12 protein-coding genes and 4 tRNA genes are annotated in these 14,547 nt (G+C 56.3%); 8 read left to right on the plus strand and 8 right to left on the minus strand.

Annotation, left to right across the window (positions count from 1 at the left end; translation table 11 throughout):
• Positions 1–8: 8 nt before the first annotated feature.
• From CFT65_RS09010 to purE, 5 genes are all read right to left on the minus strand, one after another.
• Positions 9–596, minus strand: a complete 588-nt coding sequence (locus CFT65_RS09010; protein ID WP_014577658.1) for a LemA family protein — start codon at positions 594–596, stop codon at positions 9–11.
• Between the two features lie 22 nt (positions 597–618).
• Positions 619–2,679, minus strand: coding sequence for a putative bifunctional diguanylate cyclase/phosphodiesterase (locus CFT65_RS09015; RefSeq protein ID WP_088827712.1), 2,061 nt, complete (start codon positions 2,677–2,679; stop codon positions 619–621).
• A 283-nt stretch (positions 2,680–2,962) separates the two neighbouring features.
• Complete coding sequence (sodB, locus tag CFT65_RS09020; protein WP_014577657.1) at positions 2,963–3,541, minus strand: superoxide dismutase [Fe]; 579 nt, start codon at positions 3,539–3,541, stop codon at positions 2,963–2,965.
• 71 nt (positions 3,542–3,612) lie between these two features.
• Entirely contained in the window at positions 3,613–4,731 is a 1,119-nt protein-coding gene (locus tag CFT65_RS09025; protein ID WP_088827713.1) for a 5-(carboxyamino)imidazole ribonucleotide synthase, read from the minus strand.
• A 17-nt stretch (positions 4,732–4,748) separates the two neighbouring features.
• A complete protein-coding gene (gene purE, locus CFT65_RS09030; RefSeq protein ID WP_088827714.1) occupies positions 4,749–5,240 on the minus strand; it encodes a 5-(carboxyamino)imidazole ribonucleotide mutase in 492 nt (163 codons plus the stop codon).
• 295 nt (positions 5,241–5,535) lie between these two features.
• Here purE and CFT65_RS09035 point away from each other — a divergent pair, with 295 nt between their 5' ends.
• The 6 genes from CFT65_RS09035 to CFT65_RS09060 all read left to right on the plus strand — a co-directional run bounded on the left by CFT65_RS09035 (position 5,536) and on the right by CFT65_RS09060 (position 8,310).
• Positions 5,536–6,519, plus strand: a complete 984-nt coding sequence (locus CFT65_RS09035; RefSeq protein WP_088827715.1) for a hypothetical protein — start codon at positions 5,536–5,538, stop codon at positions 6,517–6,519.
• Between the two features lie 142 nt (positions 6,520–6,661).
• Positions 6,662–7,528: a DUF2846 domain-containing protein gene (locus CFT65_RS09040; RefSeq protein ID WP_088827716.1), complete on the plus strand. Its 867-nt coding sequence runs from the start codon at positions 6,662–6,664 to the stop codon at positions 7,526–7,528.
• Between the two features lie 49 nt (positions 7,529–7,577).
• Complete coding sequence (locus CFT65_RS09045) at positions 7,578–7,835, plus strand: hypothetical protein (protein ID WP_088827717.1); 258 nt, start codon at positions 7,578–7,580, stop codon at positions 7,833–7,835.
• A gap of 160 nt (positions 7,836–7,995) precedes the next feature.
• Positions 7,996–8,071, plus strand: a tRNA-Val gene (locus CFT65_RS09050).
• Between the two features lie 67 nt (positions 8,072–8,138).
• Positions 8,139–8,215: transfer RNA gene (locus CFT65_RS09055), tRNA-Asp, on the plus strand.
• Positions 8,216–8,234: 19 nt separating this feature from the next.
• A tRNA-Val gene (locus CFT65_RS09060) sits at positions 8,235–8,310 on the plus strand.
• Between the two features lie 159 nt (positions 8,311–8,469).
• On the opposite strand, the gene CFT65_RS09065 is transcribed toward CFT65_RS09060, so the two are convergent.
• Complete coding sequence (locus CFT65_RS09065; protein WP_088827718.1) at positions 8,470–9,876, minus strand: 3-oxoacyl-ACP reductase; 1,407 nt, start codon at positions 9,874–9,876, stop codon at positions 8,470–8,472.
• Between the two features lie 323 nt (positions 9,877–10,199).
• On the opposite strand from CFT65_RS09065, the gene CFT65_RS09070 reads away from it, so the two are divergent.
• On the plus strand, positions 10,200–11,537 hold the full coding sequence (locus tag CFT65_RS09070) for an acetyl-CoA C-acetyltransferase (RefSeq protein ID WP_172408447.1): 1,338 nt from the start codon (positions 10,200–10,202) through the stop codon (positions 11,535–11,537).
• A gap of 99 nt (positions 11,538–11,636) precedes the next feature.
• Positions 11,637–11,713 (plus strand) — tRNA-Met (locus CFT65_RS09075).
• A gap of 39 nt (positions 11,714–11,752) precedes the next feature.
• On the opposite strand, the gene CFT65_RS09080 is transcribed toward CFT65_RS09075, so the two are convergent.
• A complete protein-coding gene (locus CFT65_RS09080; protein ID WP_088827719.1) occupies positions 11,753–13,240 on the minus strand; it encodes an amidase family protein in 1,488 nt (495 codons plus the stop codon).
• A 40-nt stretch (positions 13,241–13,280) separates the two neighbouring features.
• Entirely contained in the window at positions 13,281–14,288 is a 1,008-nt protein-coding gene (locus tag CFT65_RS09085; RefSeq protein WP_088827720.1) for a hypothetical protein, read from the minus strand.
• Positions 14,289–14,547: the final 259 nt, after the last annotated feature.

Below are 14,547 nucleotides of genomic sequence, written 5' to 3' on the forward strand. Positions count from 1 at the left end.
TCAGGGCCTCAGAAGGCGACCTTCGGTGCCTGACGGGCTTCCGGTGATTCCAGTTCCAGTTGCGACGTTTCCTTGAACGCAAACATACCGGCTATCACGTTGTTGGGGAACTGCTCCCGGAAAATGTTGTAGCTCATTACGCCATCGTTATAGGCCTGGCGAGCGAACGCGACGCGGTTCTCCGTGCTGGAGAGTTCTTCCATCAGTTGCTGGATGGTCTCGTTGGCCTTCAGCTCCGGGTAGTTCTCTGCTACGGCGTAAAAGTTGGCGAGGGCCTTGGTCAGCAGGTTCTCCGCACTGCCCAGACGCTGGATCTTGGTTCCATCCCCTGGATCTTTGGCGGCATCCTTTTGGGCGCTGACCGCATTGTTGCGGGCTTCCATCACCTGGGTGAGGGTGCTTTTCTCATGGGTCAGATAGGCTTTTGCCGCTTCCACCAGGTTTGGAATCAGGTCGTGCCGGCGCTGCAGCTGCACATCAATCTGGGCAAACCCGTTCTTGAACTGGTTACGCAGTGAAACCAGGCGATTGTAGATAAAGACCAGGTAGAAAACAACGACGGCAATAACGATCAGGCCGATAACGGTAGTTCCCATGGCAACTCCTCAGGGTGATGATTCAGACGTTATTTTCCACGATTTGCTCGTGGAAACCTTTTACGAAAGTCTCAAATTCGCGTGGCGGCAGTGGTTTGCTGAAGAAATAGCCCTGGGCCAGCTGGCAGCCGCGCTGACTCAGGTAGTATTCCTGTTCTGCCGTTTCCACACCTTCAGCAACGACTGACAGGTTCAGGCTCTTGCCAAGGTCGATGATGGTGTTGGCGATACGGGTGTCTTCCTCATTGACCAGGAGGTCCCGGATAAACTGTTTATCGATCTTCAGATGCTGCACTGGCATCTGCTTGAGGTAGGTGAGGGAGGAATAGCCGGTGCCAAAGTCGTCCACTGCGATGCTGATCCCGGCTTTGTTAAGCCTGTGGAGCTTGGCCACAGCATCTGAGAGATTGGTCATGAAGCTGGTTTCGGTCACCTCAAGCTCAAGCCGCCCGGCGGGAATCTTGTGGCGACGCAGGGTATCGAGAATGTCATCGACAATGGTTTCCTGGCGTAGCTGCACGGCTGAAAGGTTTATGGCAATGCGCAACGGAGATCCGTCCGAGGCCCAGCGGGCCGCCTGCCAGCATGCCTGGTCCAGAACCCATTGGCCGATCGCCACGATAGAACCGTTCGCTTCTGCCACGGGAATAAACAAGTCGGGGGGGACCATTCCGCGATCCGGGTGCTCCCAGCGCAGCAGCGCCTCGGCCCCGATCACTCGTTTGCTCTCCAGGCTAATCTGGGGCTGGTAAACCAGGTGCAATTGATGGTTGGCAAGAGCCTGGGACAGATCTTTCTCAAGCTGCTTCCGGTCCCGGATTTCCTTATCAATGCTGGCAACGTAGAACTGGAAGTGGTTGTGACCGTTCTGCTTGGCCAGGGTCATGGTTTGTTCGGCACTCTGAAGCAGCCGGTCCGCCTGGCTGGTGTCAGATGGGTATAGGGCTACACCAAGGGTGCCGCTGATCGAGATATTCTGGCCTTCGACCATCATGGGCGCGTTGATGCAGGCCAGAATTCGCTCAGCCGTGTCTGCCGCCTGGAAGCCGTCCCGGAGTCCTTTCTGAACAATCACGAACTGGTCGCTGCCAAGGCGTGCAATGGTAAAGCGGGCATTATCCAGTTTGCTGGTCAGCCGGTCGGCCACGGTCTGCAGAATAAGATCGCCAGAGCGGAAACCGCATTGTTCGTTCACCGATTTGAAGTCGTCAATGCCGCAGACAATCAGGGAGAGCTGGGATTTGCGTTTGTTGGCCTCCTCAATGTCCCGGACCAGCAATTCCATAAAAGTATCCCGGCTGGGCAGACCGGTGAGCTGATCGTACCGGGACAAGCGGCTGACCCGATCCTCTGCCTCGCGATGACGTTTCTGGCTGTCACCAATGGCGACCAGAAGATTATTGGTGGCGTTTACCCATAGGCCCAGCTCGTCACTCTGATGGCCCGGTGGCGTGGTGACCAGGCGGTCATCCGGATGCGCCGGGTCCACCTGTTTCACGGAACTGACAATTCTGAGAAGTGGCCGCGTCAGAAGCAGATGGAAGACATAGAACAGCACCATCCCGAGGATGAGGGCCGTCGCTATGCCGGAAGCGAAGGTGATCGCCGCCCTGTCCAGCCAGGTACGGGCTGCTGCTGCGGTGTCGTAGTGAACGTCCAGGTATCCGTAGACGTCTTCCGGGTTGCCCTCACGGAATAGCGGTTCCCGATACAGGCGCTCGGCGTCAAAAATTGGATCGGTCACTGGGCGGAATGCAGTTTCCTGAAGTGGGCGTCTGCGATTGCCTAGCGGGTCGCCGTCAGGGTGGACGATGCCGGCCATATGAACCGCCTCCTTGGCAAAGAGGCCGTCCACCACTTGTTGGGCGAGTTCAGCATCTATGCTGAACACTGCCTGGGTAGCGGCGTCTTTTACCATCGCGATTGTCTGGTCGGCGTCATTGTCCAGGCCTTGGGACACCCTTTGGGCATCCAGGATGACCTGTATGGAGCTGACAATTACGCCACTGACAAGGGCCACGGCAAGAATCCACCGTAAGATTCGATAGCCCAGGCGATGTTCAACCTCGAAGGAGTTTTGCATTCAAGCCTGTCTTGTTCCGGTTTTGCAGGACGAACGTTCCGCACTGTTCAGGGCGAAAATGTCGCAACTCGGGTGATGTGCTTGGGGACTCACCCTGAGTATTGTTGCTCAGTGTGGTTCAGAGTTGCGATATCTTCATGGAGTATCGGCGATTTTTCCAAAGATTTCAGGGTGTGCTTGTATCAAATTGTAATTGCTTTGGTGTGACACACACCAAAACGCCCGCCAGGGGCGGGCGTTTCAACACAGCCTGTACAGACTATGACTGGAAGCGGAGCTTCGATCAGGCCAGGTTTTCGTTCACGAAATCCCAGTTGACCAGGTTCCAGAAAGCTTCCAGGTAGTTCGGGCGGGAGTTGCGGTAGTCGATGTAGTACGCGTGCTCCCAAACGTCGACGGTCAGCACCGGTTTGTCGGCACCGGTCAACGGCGTTTCAGCGTTGCTGGTGTTCGCGATGGCAACACTACCATCGGCTTTTTTCACCAGCCAGGTCCAGCCAGAGCCGAAGTTGTTGGCAGCCTTGTCGTTAAATTCTTTCTTGAAGTCTTCGAAAGAACCGAAAGCCTTCTCGATCGCTTCCTTGGCAGCACCGGTTGGCTCACCGCCACCGTTCGGGCTCAGGCAGTGCCAGTAAAAGGTATGGTTCCAGACCTGTGCGGCGTTGTTGAACAGCGGGCCGCTGGCGCTCTTGATGATGTCTTCAAGAGACTTGTTGGCGTTGTCCGTACCTTCGATCAAGCCATTGAGCTTGGTAACGTAGGTGTTGTGGTGCTTGCCGTAATGGTACTCAAGGGTTTCCTGAGAGATGTGCGGTTCCAGTGCGTTCTTTTCATAAGGCAGTGCGGGAAGTTCAAATGCCATGAGGTCGTTCTCCCTGTCTCTCTGTTTATGTTGATGTACGTAAGCCCAATATAAGGTCGATTTGAGTCAGATCAACCCTTTGGTGTTAAAGAACTTTTAAACTCGGGGCTGCCGGGCAGGAACTGCGCGCAGTTCTTTACCCGCCACACCAGTTCTTCGTAGCTGTCGGCCAGTATGTTGACATGGCCCAGCTTCCGGCCCGGCCGTTCGCCTTTATTATAGAGGTGAATATGGGCGTAGGGCAGTTCGAGTATGCGCTCGATATCGCCATGCTCGCCGATAATATTGATCATGCAGCTTACGCCACGGGGCGCGACATTCCCAAGAGGGTGTCCGCTTACCGCGCGGATGTGATTTTCAAACTGGCTGGTCATCGCGCCTTCGATGGTCCAGTGCCCGGAGTTATGAACCCTGGGAGCCATCTCGTTGGCGACCAGTCCATCGGCAGTCTCGAACAACTCCAGGGTTAATACGCCGACATAATCCAATTCGTTCAGTAGCGCCTTGATGTATCGCTCGGCATCTTCCTGTACATGCTTTTCGAGTTTTGGCGCCGGCGCGATCGAGTAACGCAGAATCCCCTCGTGGTGGGTGTTCTCCGCCATAGGATAGAACGCCAGCTCACCGTCTTCAGCGCGCACCGCGATAATCGATACTTCCCGCTGGAAGTCGACAAACTTTTCCACGATCAGGCGGGGGTGGCCGATGGACTCCCAGGCTGCCTCTGCCTCTTCCGGGCTTCTGAGCACAGCCTGACCCTTGCCGTCATAGCCTTCAGTATTGGACTTCGCCACCACCGGGCAGCCAAGCTCTTCGGCCGCTGTCTTTAATGAGGCCGCGCTGTCTGCAATTTTCCATTCCGGCGTCGGGATACCCAGCTGGCCGAACAGGGTTTTCTCGGCTTCCCGGTTCTGGCAAACCTGCAGGGCCCGGGGGCAGGGGTGCACAGGTTTATGAGCGGCGATTTTCTCTGCTACGTCGACCGGCAGGTGTTCAAACTCGTAGGTGACGCGGTCAACCCGGGAGAGGAAGTCATCCAGGTATTCGCCTTCGCGGTCAATGATGACTTCACCAAGGCCGGCACTGGGGCTGCCGGACATGTCATAGAAAACAAAGGTCTTGGCCAGTGGGTATCCGGCCAGTGCCAGCATTCTTCCCAGTTGGCCGGCGCCCAGTACACCAATTCTCATTTGTGTTCTCCTGCCTGTTACTGGTCCCGCGGGTCAGGGTTTTCCAGAATCGTTTCGGTCTGCGTCGCCCGGAACTGTTCCACGGCCTTGCGAACGTTGTCGTCGGAGGTGCCGATAATCTGTGCTGCCAGCAGGCCAGCATTGGTGGCGCCGGCTTTGCCAATGGCCAGTGTTCCAACGGCGATGCCGCCTGGCATCTGGACGATGGAAAGCAGTGAATCCAGGCCGCTCAGGGCTTTGGATTGAACAGGAACACCCAGGACCGGCAGGGCAGTTTGTGAGGCAACCATGCCCGGCAGGTGGGCTGCGCCGCCGGCGCCCGCGATAATGACTTTCAGACCGCGGTCTGCGGCGGTTTTGGCGTAGTCAAACAGCAGATCCGGGGTGCGATGGGCAGAGACGACTTTGGTTTCATAGGCCACGCCGAGTTTTTCGAGCATGTTGGCGGCGTGTTCCATGGTGGGCCAGTCCGATTTGGAGCCCATGATGAGTCCTACAAGCGGCTGCATATGCAACAGTCCTGTGATAATTGGAAAGCCGGCCATTGTATGTTTTGGCTACCTACCATGCAACAAAGCTTGGTGGAGGTCGTAGTTGGCATTTCTTTTCCAGAAACCGCTACGAGCACTTCCCTGTGCGCTTGTCTGAAGCCATCCATGGCTTCAGACATTTCTGGAAAAGAAATCCCAACCACGCCCCAAACCTCAGTGTGGTCGTCCTGTAACACGCCTTTATTTCACCCTGCTTATAAGTACAGGTATTATCTGACCTTATTGTTTTAACCGTCCATAGTCAGGAGCTGTAATGGAACCCATTCGTCCAGATGATGATGAGCTGAGGGCTGAACGACCGATTGGTAGTACCGAGCCGAAGAAGCCGGCGGAGAGAAAGTCCAGGCCATCTTCTTCCGGTGGGAAAGGCGAACCGTCGGCGCCGGCGAAGCCTCCCAAAGGTGGCAAGGGCGGTAACGGAGGCAGCGGCGGCAATGGTCGCGGTAGCTCGCCATTGCTTTGGGTGCTGCTGATTGTGCTGGCCGTTGCGGGCGGGGCGGGTTGGTACTCGCAGGAGCAACGGGTTCAGGCGTTGGAAGGACAGCTCGAAGAAGCGGATTACTGGGCGCGGCAGAGCAAGTTGGCGCTGGCACGTTTTGAGGGTGAGCTTTCGGAAACAGGGGAGAACCTGCAGGAGCGGGGCGCTACTCTGGAGGAGCAGATCGCTGCGCACACGAAGCGTCTGGATACGGCAGACAGCGAGATCCGGAAGCTTTGGGCGATTGCCAATGAGCGCAACAAGAAGCGCCTGGATGACCAGCAGGAACGAATTGCCGCGTTGGAATCCGGTCTTGCGGAAGGAAAACAGGCGATCGGAGCTCTTGAGGGGTCGGTCGAGAAGGTTCGGTCGTCGCTTTCAGCGGATATTGAAGCCCTTAAGCAGCAGACGGAGACGTCGATTGCGGCGCTGCAGGATGCCAACCGGCAGGCAACGGATCAGTTGACCCGGCTTAGTCAGCAACTGGCAGATGTGGACCAGGTGATTGAGAGCCGGATCCGGCGGTTTGAGCAGGAGCAGAAGCTGGGTATCAGCGGCATGGAAGGGCGGATTGCGGCCCTTGAACGGGAGACGGATGAACTTGCCGGCGATGGCCGGGTTCAGTCGCTCCGGAATGAGGTAGCGAGCCTCAAGAGAACGGTTGAGTCTATTGATGCTTCCCGTTCACAGCTGACCTCCCGTCTGGTTCGGCTGTCCGAGGAGGTGAATCAGCTTCGGAGTCAGGTTAGCGGGCAGTAATAGGCTTCTGGAGATTATCCGATGATGGGCATTTCGGGCTTTGTAACGGTTTGTAGTCATCCCTTGCGGTAGCTCTCATTTCTGTTTTTGTGCAGTTGTTAAGATCAGGCAACTCGCAATCAGGATGAAGAGTTAACAACTAATGAAAACCCGAGTGCCTTTCGTTTTTCCCTTTATCCACCCGCTGGTGGCGGTGTTTCTTTTGCTGGCGTTGTCGGGGTGTACGGTTTATCAGTCCATTGGTAAAAGCGTCGGTTCCTTTCTGCACCCGGTTTCCGGCCATGATTTCGTCCACATTGATAACGACAGCTGGGACCGGCGCAACGCCGTGCTGTATTTCTACCGTACCCATTCCCAGTGGGCGGCCGACGAGATCGAAGCCCCCAGTGTCTACATAGACGACACCCACTATTTCAACATCCGCAACGACAGCTTCACCTGGCTAGAGGTAAGTCCAGGAGAGCGCCATATCGCCATGCGCCGGCCGTTACTCGGTCTGGAGGGGATGAACTCTTTCAGTCTGAGCCTGATCGCCGATGCCACGCTGGACGTTGAGCCAGGCCAGATTTATTACCTGCGCTATAACGAGCTCTCGGAACCGGGCCAACGGCATCCGGATCTTGATCCGGACCACCCGCTGACTCAGGGTGACCTGCAGCTGGTTACCAGGGAATATGCCATGCAGGCAGAGGAGATCGTTTCCACACGCTTCCTGCATAGTGATCTGTTGGCACCGAACCATGCTGCGACTTCGATTATGGAAGTGAACGAAGATCTGGATTACGAGCGGCAACTGGTGCTGCTGGAAGACGAGCGGGAGCTTGAGATCGAGCGACTGAAAGAGGAGGGCCAGTATGAATCTGCTTCCTGGTTCTGGCCATTCGGCGGTGGTCCGACGGTTCCCCTGGAGACAGATCGCAAGATTGAGAAGCTGGAGCAGGAATACGCGGAGCTGGAGCGTGAGCGAAGGGAAGAGGCAGAATCCGAGGGCGACTGGTGGATTTTCTGAGTGCTGACTACACTGACGGCAAGTCAAAGACTCGGGAAATTTAAAAATAATGGCTCTCAAGGATTCTCTTCGACTCAGATTTGAAAAACTGGCGGATGATGTTGTCCCTCAACTTCTCGATAGCTGGGGAGGCCTTCAGAAACGATTGGACGATCTGAACTGCTCCCTGGCCAATCGGGCTGTACCGGAAGACAGGCGTAGCCGTGTCAGCGAGTTGTCCCTGCAGGAGAAAGCGCAGCAAGCGGGGCAGGATCGCCCGGTTGTGCGAGCGGTTCCAGCGACGGGCAAGGGGTCGCGGCGAAAGTAGATTTGCTCAAAAACTGCACGTTTTGAATGGCTTGCAGGTTTTTTCAGAAATTTCCGGGAAAATATTTGACACCGCCAGTCAAATGCTTAAAATGCGCCTCTCACTTGGTTGAGACAGCTCGGCTGCCAAGCAAGTGAAGGCCTTTGAAAGGCTTGAAAGTGGGTGGTTAGCTCAGCTGGGAGAGCATCGCCCTTACAAGGCGAGGGTCACTGGTTCGATCCCAGTACCACCCACCACTTTCAAATGCATCACCGGATCACCCCATCCGGTTTCAGGTTCGGGCCCGAGGGCCAGAATTGATGCGGAGCGGTAGTTCAGTTGGTTAGAATACCGGCCTGTCACGCCGGGGGTCGCGGGTTCGAGTCCCGTCCGCTCCGCCATTTTTTATGCAGTATTCCCGGGTGGTTAGCTCAGCTGGGAGAGCATCGCCCTTACAAGGCGAGGGTCACTGGTTCGATCCCAGTACCACCCACCAAAATTTTGAAAAGGGCCGATCCGCAATGATCGGCCCTTTTTTTGTGCTCGCGATGTTGGATTACGCCTTTGGCTAATCCAACCTACAAAGTCTTCAAAGACACCCCCGTAGGTCGGATTAGCCGAAGGCGTAATCCGACACTCAGGCCCGGGCCGATACTTACTTGCCGACCAAAGACTGGCCGCAAACCCGTACAACGTTGCCGTTCACTCCGTTGGACGCAGGGCTGCAATACCATGCGATGGCTTCGGCCACGTCAACCGGTTGCCCGCCCTGGGAAAGGCTGTTCATCCGGCGACCGGCCTCGCGGATGGTGACCGGCATCGCCGCGGTCATCTGGGTTTCGATAAAACCGGGGGCAACAGCGTTGATGGTTACGCCATTCTTCAGTTGCCGGGCCATGGCCTCCACGTAACCGATTACACCGCTCTTGGCGGTCGAATAGTTGGTCTGCCCGAAGTTGCCGGCAATGCCGCTGATGGAGGAGATGCAGACAATGCGTCCGTTTTCTTTCATGAACTCCCGTTTTGCCAGTTCCTCGTCGATCAACTCTTCGGCGGTCAGGTTCACCGCGATGGTCATATCCCAGAAGTGCTCGGGCATATTGCCCAGGGTTTTGTCGCGAGTTATGCCCGCGTTGTGAATGACGAGGTCAACCCCGCCAAAATGCTCTTCGATGAAGTCGGCGATCAGCTTTGGTGCTTTGTCGTCGGTAATGTCGCAGGCCAGTGCCTTGCCGTTGATGGCGGATGTGACCTTTTGCAGATCCTCCATGGCCGGCGGAATGTCGAGGCCGATAACGGTGGCGCCGTCCCGTGCCAGGGTCTCTGCAATGGCGGCGCCGATACCACGGGAGGCGCCCGTGACCAGTGCCACCTTTCCGGTAAATGGAGCGACGGGATTGGTCGCAGGTGCTGGATCACTTTTACCGATCTTTATCACCTGGCCGGACACATAGGCAGAGCGCGCAGACAGGAAGAATCGCACACTGGATTCCAGTTGCTTCTCTGCTCCAGGTGCCATCCACAGCAGGTTCGCCGTAGAGCCTTTCTTGCCGATTTCCTTGCCCACGCTGCGAACAAATCCTTCCAGAGCCTGCTGGGCGGCAGCCTGGGGGGCCTTCCTGCAGGTGGCGGGGTTCTGGCCAATGACGAGAACTCGGGCGTTGCTGCCGAGTTTCTTGATGGTGGGGTGAAAAAAGTCGTACAGGGCTCGGAGGTCGTCAGGTCCTTTCAGGCCAGTGGCGTCGAACACCAGGGCCGAGAATTTGTGGTCGATTTCAGATCCCAGATCCAGTGGCCGGGCTTTGTTGCCGGCTTTGGATGAGTCCTTTAGGCGGTCGTTGCCGCTGGCGTGGTGCAATGTGGCGGCACTGGCGCTAAGGGTGCTGCCGATTGCAGTGATGGCTTTGCCGCCGTTGGCTGCGCCTATTAGCACGTCGCCTTCGATAAAGGGCTGGTCGGTGCGTTTTAGGCGTTTCAGGAGGACAGGCGCTGGCAGTCCCAGGGATTGTGCGGCGGTTTTACCTACCGGGGTGTTTACTATCCTAAGATAAAGGTCAGACATGGGTGGCTTCCTTGTGTTTGCATTCGGGTTGCTGGATGCGAATCGTCCTACAGGGTAAAGAATCGGATAGTTTTTGGATTGACTCAATGCCTGTAGGGTGTTGTCAGAGGTGCCAATGAGGCGTTTCCGGTTGTGGCTAAACTGTCAACATTAACAACTCAACCTGGGTGCAGGGAGTATTGGTGGAAGGCTTTCCAGAACCGCAGAGCGCCATGGATGGCGCGACTGAGCCCTACATGGATGTATTCACGGGCGTGTTCTGGAAAGCCTTCCACCAATGCTCCCACTAACATCACGGTTACTTCAAAACGGATGAATTGATCATGGCAGAAGCATCGAAAACTCCACGTAAGAAAACCGCTACACCAAAAAAGAACGACGTCGGTCCTTCGGGTATCCGCCGCGTAGCGGTGTTGGGTGGTAACCGGATTCCATTCGCGCGTTCCAATACAGCGTACAGCAAGCTCAGTAATCAGGAGCTGCTGACGTCGGCGCTGCGGGGTCTGGTAGATCGTTACGGTATTGAGGGGCAGCTGCTGGGTGAGGTGGCTGCCGGGGCGGTTATCAAGCATTCGCGGGATTTTAATCTGACCCGGGAGGCGGTGATGAGTTGTGGGCTGGCGCCGGAGACGCCGGCGTACGATATCCAGCAGGCCTGCGGTACGGGCTTGGAGGCGGCGATTCTGGTGGCCAACAAGATTGCCCTGGGGCAGATTGAGTGTGGCATTGCCGGGGGAACCGACACCACGTCCGACGCACCGATTGGCGTGGGTGAGGGGCTTCGGGAGATTTTGCTGGATCTGAACCGGGCCAAGACCGCGGGTGAACGGCTGAAGATTCTGGGGCGGTTTCGCCCGGGGCATCTCAAGCCTGAGGTTCCTGAAAATGGTGAGCCCCGCACTGGTATGTCGATGGGCGAGCACGCCCAGGTGACCGCGAAGGAGTGGGATATTGCCCGGGAGGACCAGGATAAGCTGGCCTGGGAGAGTCACCAGAAGCTGGCCAAGGCCTATGAAGAGGGTTTCTTCAACGAATTGCTAACGCCAATGGCGGGGCTGGAGAAGGACAATATTCTGCGGCCGGATACCACGCTGGAGAAACTGGCCACGTTAAAGCCGGTTTTTGATCGGGAAAACGGCACCATGACCGCGGCCAACAGTACGGCGTTGACGGATGGTGCGTCCTGCGTGTTGCTGGCCAGTGAGGAGTGGGCCAAGGCCAACAACTATGAGGTCAAGGCCTGGCTGACATTCTCAGAGGTTGCGGCGGTGGATTTCGTGGACAAGCAGGAAGGTCTGTTGATGGCGCCTGCCTATGCGGTACCCCGGATGTTGGAAAAAGCGGGCCTGACACTTCAGGATTTCGATTTTTATGAAATCCACGAAGCCTTCGCCGCGCAGGTACTCTGCACGCTGAAAGCCTGGGAAGACCCGAGCTTCTGTAAGGAGCGCCTGGGTCTGGACAAGCCTCTGGGTAGCATTGACCGCGACAAACTCAACGTAAAAGGCAGTAGCCTGGCAACCGGCCATCCCTTCGCAGCCACCGGTGCCCGCATTGTTGCGACGCTGGCCAAGTTGCTGGAGGAGAAGGGCAGCGGTCGAGGCCTGATTTCCATCTGCGCTGCGGGCGGGCAGGGGGTTACTGCGATTCTGGAAAGGTAAGTTTTCGGAAAACTGGAACTTTCCTTTGACAGTGTCGGTCACAGCCCTTATCATGCGCGCCACGTTGATCAGGGGTTCCCTGAGAAACAACCAGTTTGATGCGGGGTAGAGCAGTCTGGTAGCTCGTCGGGCTCATAACCCGGAGGTCGTTGGTTCGAATCCAGCCCCCGCTACCACTATTGAAACAAAGCCCGCTTTCGCGGGCTTTTTTCATTTTAAAAGCCTTCAGGCTGAACAAACCCCGCCAGCCCCGCCTCTTCCAGCAGTCCCGCAAACCCGATTGTGGTCAGATCCCTCCCGGGTGCACCAATTACCTGAACATTGAATGGCAGGTCTTCTTTCGTCCGTCCAATGGGCACGGAGGTGGCTGGCAGGCCCAGTAGGGTGGCGAAGGCAATCCAGCAGAACTGGTCCATGTAAGCCCTTGGTTGGCCGGCGACGGTGATCCGGCGTTTGAAGACCGGGTGGGTGTGGTCATGCCGGATCGCTGTGGTTGGTGTTACCGGCGTTAGCAGGACATCCACTTCCTGAAATAATGATTCGATTTCAGCCCGCATTTTCTCGCGCATTTCGCTCCAGGCCATCCACTGGTAGACCGTCTGATTCACGCCTCGTCCGTATTCACCGATAAACGGCGTCATCGGGCCCAGGAATTTGAGCCAGGGTTCCAGCCGGGCGATCCATTTCATTTGCCGGCGCTGCGCAGGTTTCAGAGACGTGCTCAGTAGAGCGCCGAGCAGGTTAAAGTAAGCAGGCAGGATATGCTCGAGGCTCAGTAAAGGATGACTGGCTTCAGTGACTAGTGCGCCCCGTTCAGACAATGACTTGCCCAGGGCCTGATAGCCCTCGGTCAGCTCCTGCTCGACCGGGCACAGGGGATCTTCCAGCCACAAACCGACCCGGGCCTGGTCGAGGCTTTCAAGTTCTGATGGCGCCATTTGAAGGGCCCAGCTGCGTTCTTCAAATGGCCGGGGTCCGGCAATGACTTTCAGCAGAAGCTCCAGATCCCGGGCGTTACGTGCCATGGGGCCGCCCTCCGCCAGGTCCGGCCGGGACTGGGTGCCGGGCGGTCCGGGAATGTGACCGCGGAATGAGATCAGTGAGCGGGTTGGCTTGTGGCCGAATACGCCACAGAAATGTGCAGGGGTGCGGATGGAGCCGGCCAGATCACTGCCGACTTCCAGGGGGGTCATGCCTGCGGCCAGAGCAGCCCCTGCGCCGCCCGAGGAGCCCCCGGGTGTATGTGCGGGGTTGTGGGGGTTGTTGGTTACCCCGAACAGTTTGTTGTAGCTCTGAAGGTCGGTGGCGTAGATCGGCACATTGGTTTTGCCCAGGATAATGGCGCCAGCGTCTTCAAGCCTCTGCACGACATCAGCGTGGCGTTCGGGGTTGTGGCTTCTGAGAGCGGGTGCACCTGCGGTACAGGCCATGCCCGCCACTTCCCAGGTGTCTTTCAGGGTAAGGGGCAGTCCGTGCAAGGGGCCTGTTACAGCGTTGGCGGCACGCTGTTCATCGGCTTGGCGTGCGCTGGCGAGTGCCCGCTCTTCATCCAGCGTGACAACCGCATTGATGGCCGGATTGTGCTCGCGGATTTGGTTCAGCAAAGCAGTGGTCAGAGCCTCACTGTTGAGGGTGCCAGCCTCAAGTTGTGCCAGAAGCTCATGGGCGGATTGATAGTGCAGTGGCAATTGCGATGCATCCATGGATGGTCTCGTTGTTGTTGGTTTTTGAAAGATCGCCAGATCAGGGCAATTCGGATCGCCAGTGTTTTACCTTTACCTGCCCTTTGATTGCATCGATGATCTCAATGATCAGATTGATCAGGGCTTCGTTTTGGGCATCATCGGCTCTTACCTCACCGGGTGTGGGCAGGAATACGTTCACTATGTCTTCAATGAAAGCGTGGTTGGAGGCGGAGGCCAGATCTTCGAGAATCTGGTGTATAACGTGGGCAACGATATCGCCTACGGCTTCTTCCAGGGTTTCCTGAATGGTGGGGCCTACTACCGGAAGATACTTCAGCCGCGACAGTTCCAGGTTCTGCTTGAGGGCGTTATCGACCCGGTCCTCCAGATAGCTACGGAGGGCACCGCGGTTGGGTACATAGCCTTCCTGGGCCGCCTCGGCAACCCGCTTGGAAATCCATTCAGAGAGCATGTCCCTCCGGGGGTACAGAATATCCTCCTGAATCTTGTCGAACAGGGGGGAACCCAGTTTGACTTCCTGCTGCACGCCACTCAGCACCTTGAGCACGATACGATCAGAGAGCTCTTCCATAAAGGCTTCGTAATAGAAATTGACGAAGCGATAAATCTTGGTATTCGTGACATCAATGATTTTGTATTGATGCAGACGATAAATGATCGAGATCACCCGAAGGATACGGAGGAAGCGCAAGCTTCCTACGGGAATACAGCCCACAAGGTCATACCAGTGAATAAACGGGTAAAAGTACCAGCGGTCATAGACCCTGGCCTTGATGGCGTAACCCCAGCGAACAAAGAACTCGGTCAGGAAGATGCTGACAAAGATCAGATCGTAAAAGATAAAACGTTCGTGAATAGGGTGGTAGGCGGACTGGATGGCCGGGGCATGTTGCTTGAGTAAATCCTGAATGGCGACAAAGTTATAGATCGAGTCCCAGATAATGAACGCCAGGTTGATGATCAGCAGGCCCAGCATCAGGAAATCAATGATGAACCAGACAAGCTGGTGGCTGGATTTCAGGTTTTCTCGATTTATTTTCAGCATTCGCCAGGGTCCGGTCTGTGGCTAAGTATCTGACAGGTTAGCTTATTTCGACGCCACAAACGACTCGCCCTGACGCAGCTTAAGCCGGGCTGGAGGGCCAACCATGGATTAACTTGACCGTCTGCCATTAAACTCCCACGCTTGAATGGAATTCCTTCTTGTTAACACCAACATTGAAATAGCCGGATGCTATCAATCTACCAAGTTTTGAATTCGGGCCGGGTCCGGCTTTTCATCACTTTGCTTTGCTGTCTGCCTG

Source organism: Marinobacter sp. es.048, from assembly GCF_900188435.1.
In the GTDB taxonomy this organism is placed as follows: domain Bacteria; phylum Pseudomonadota; class Gammaproteobacteria; order Pseudomonadales; family Oleiphilaceae; genus Marinobacter.

What these genes read in the sequence shown, in the direction of transcription:
- CFT65_RS09010 (WP_014577658.1), bottom strand. Translation starts at nt 596, where the DNA reads ATGGGAACTACCGTTATCGGCCTGATCGTTATTGCCGTCGTTGTTTTC.
- CFT65_RS09015 (WP_088827712.1), bottom strand. Translation starts at nt 2,679, where the DNA reads ATGCAAAACTCCTTCGAGGTTGAACATCGCCTGGGCTATCGAATCTTA.
- sodB (WP_014577657.1), bottom strand. Translation starts at nt 3,541, where the DNA reads ATGGCATTTGAACTTCCCGCACTGCCTTATGAAAAGAACGCACTGGAA.
- CFT65_RS09025 (WP_088827713.1), bottom strand. Translation starts at nt 4,731, where the DNA reads ATGAGAATTGGTGTACTGGGCGCCGGCCAACTGGGAAGAATGCTGGCA.
- purE (WP_088827714.1), bottom strand. Translation starts at nt 5,240, where the DNA reads ATGCAGCCGCTTGTAGGACTCATCATGGGCTCCAAATCGGACTGGCCC.
- CFT65_RS09035 (WP_088827715.1), top strand. Translation starts at nt 5,536, where the DNA reads ATGGAACCCATTCGTCCAGATGATGATGAGCTGAGGGCTGAACGACCG.
- CFT65_RS09040 (WP_088827716.1), top strand. Translation starts at nt 6,662, where the DNA reads ATGAAAACCCGAGTGCCTTTCGTTTTTCCCTTTATCCACCCGCTGGTG.
- CFT65_RS09045 (WP_088827717.1), top strand. Translation starts at nt 7,578, where the DNA reads ATGGCTCTCAAGGATTCTCTTCGACTCAGATTTGAAAAACTGGCGGAT.
- CFT65_RS09065 (WP_088827718.1), bottom strand. Translation starts at nt 9,876, where the DNA reads ATGTCTGACCTTTATCTTAGGATAGTAAACACCCCGGTAGGTAAAACC.
- CFT65_RS09070 (WP_172408447.1), top strand. Translation starts at nt 10,200, where the DNA reads ATGGCAGAAGCATCGAAAACTCCACGTAAGAAAACCGCTACACCAAAA.
- CFT65_RS09080 (WP_088827719.1), bottom strand. Translation starts at nt 13,240, where the DNA reads ATGGATGCATCGCAATTGCCACTGCACTATCAATCCGCCCATGAGCTT.
- CFT65_RS09085 (WP_088827720.1), bottom strand. Translation starts at nt 14,288, where the DNA reads ATGCTGAAAATAAATCGAGAAAACCTGAAATCCAGCCACCAGCTTGTC.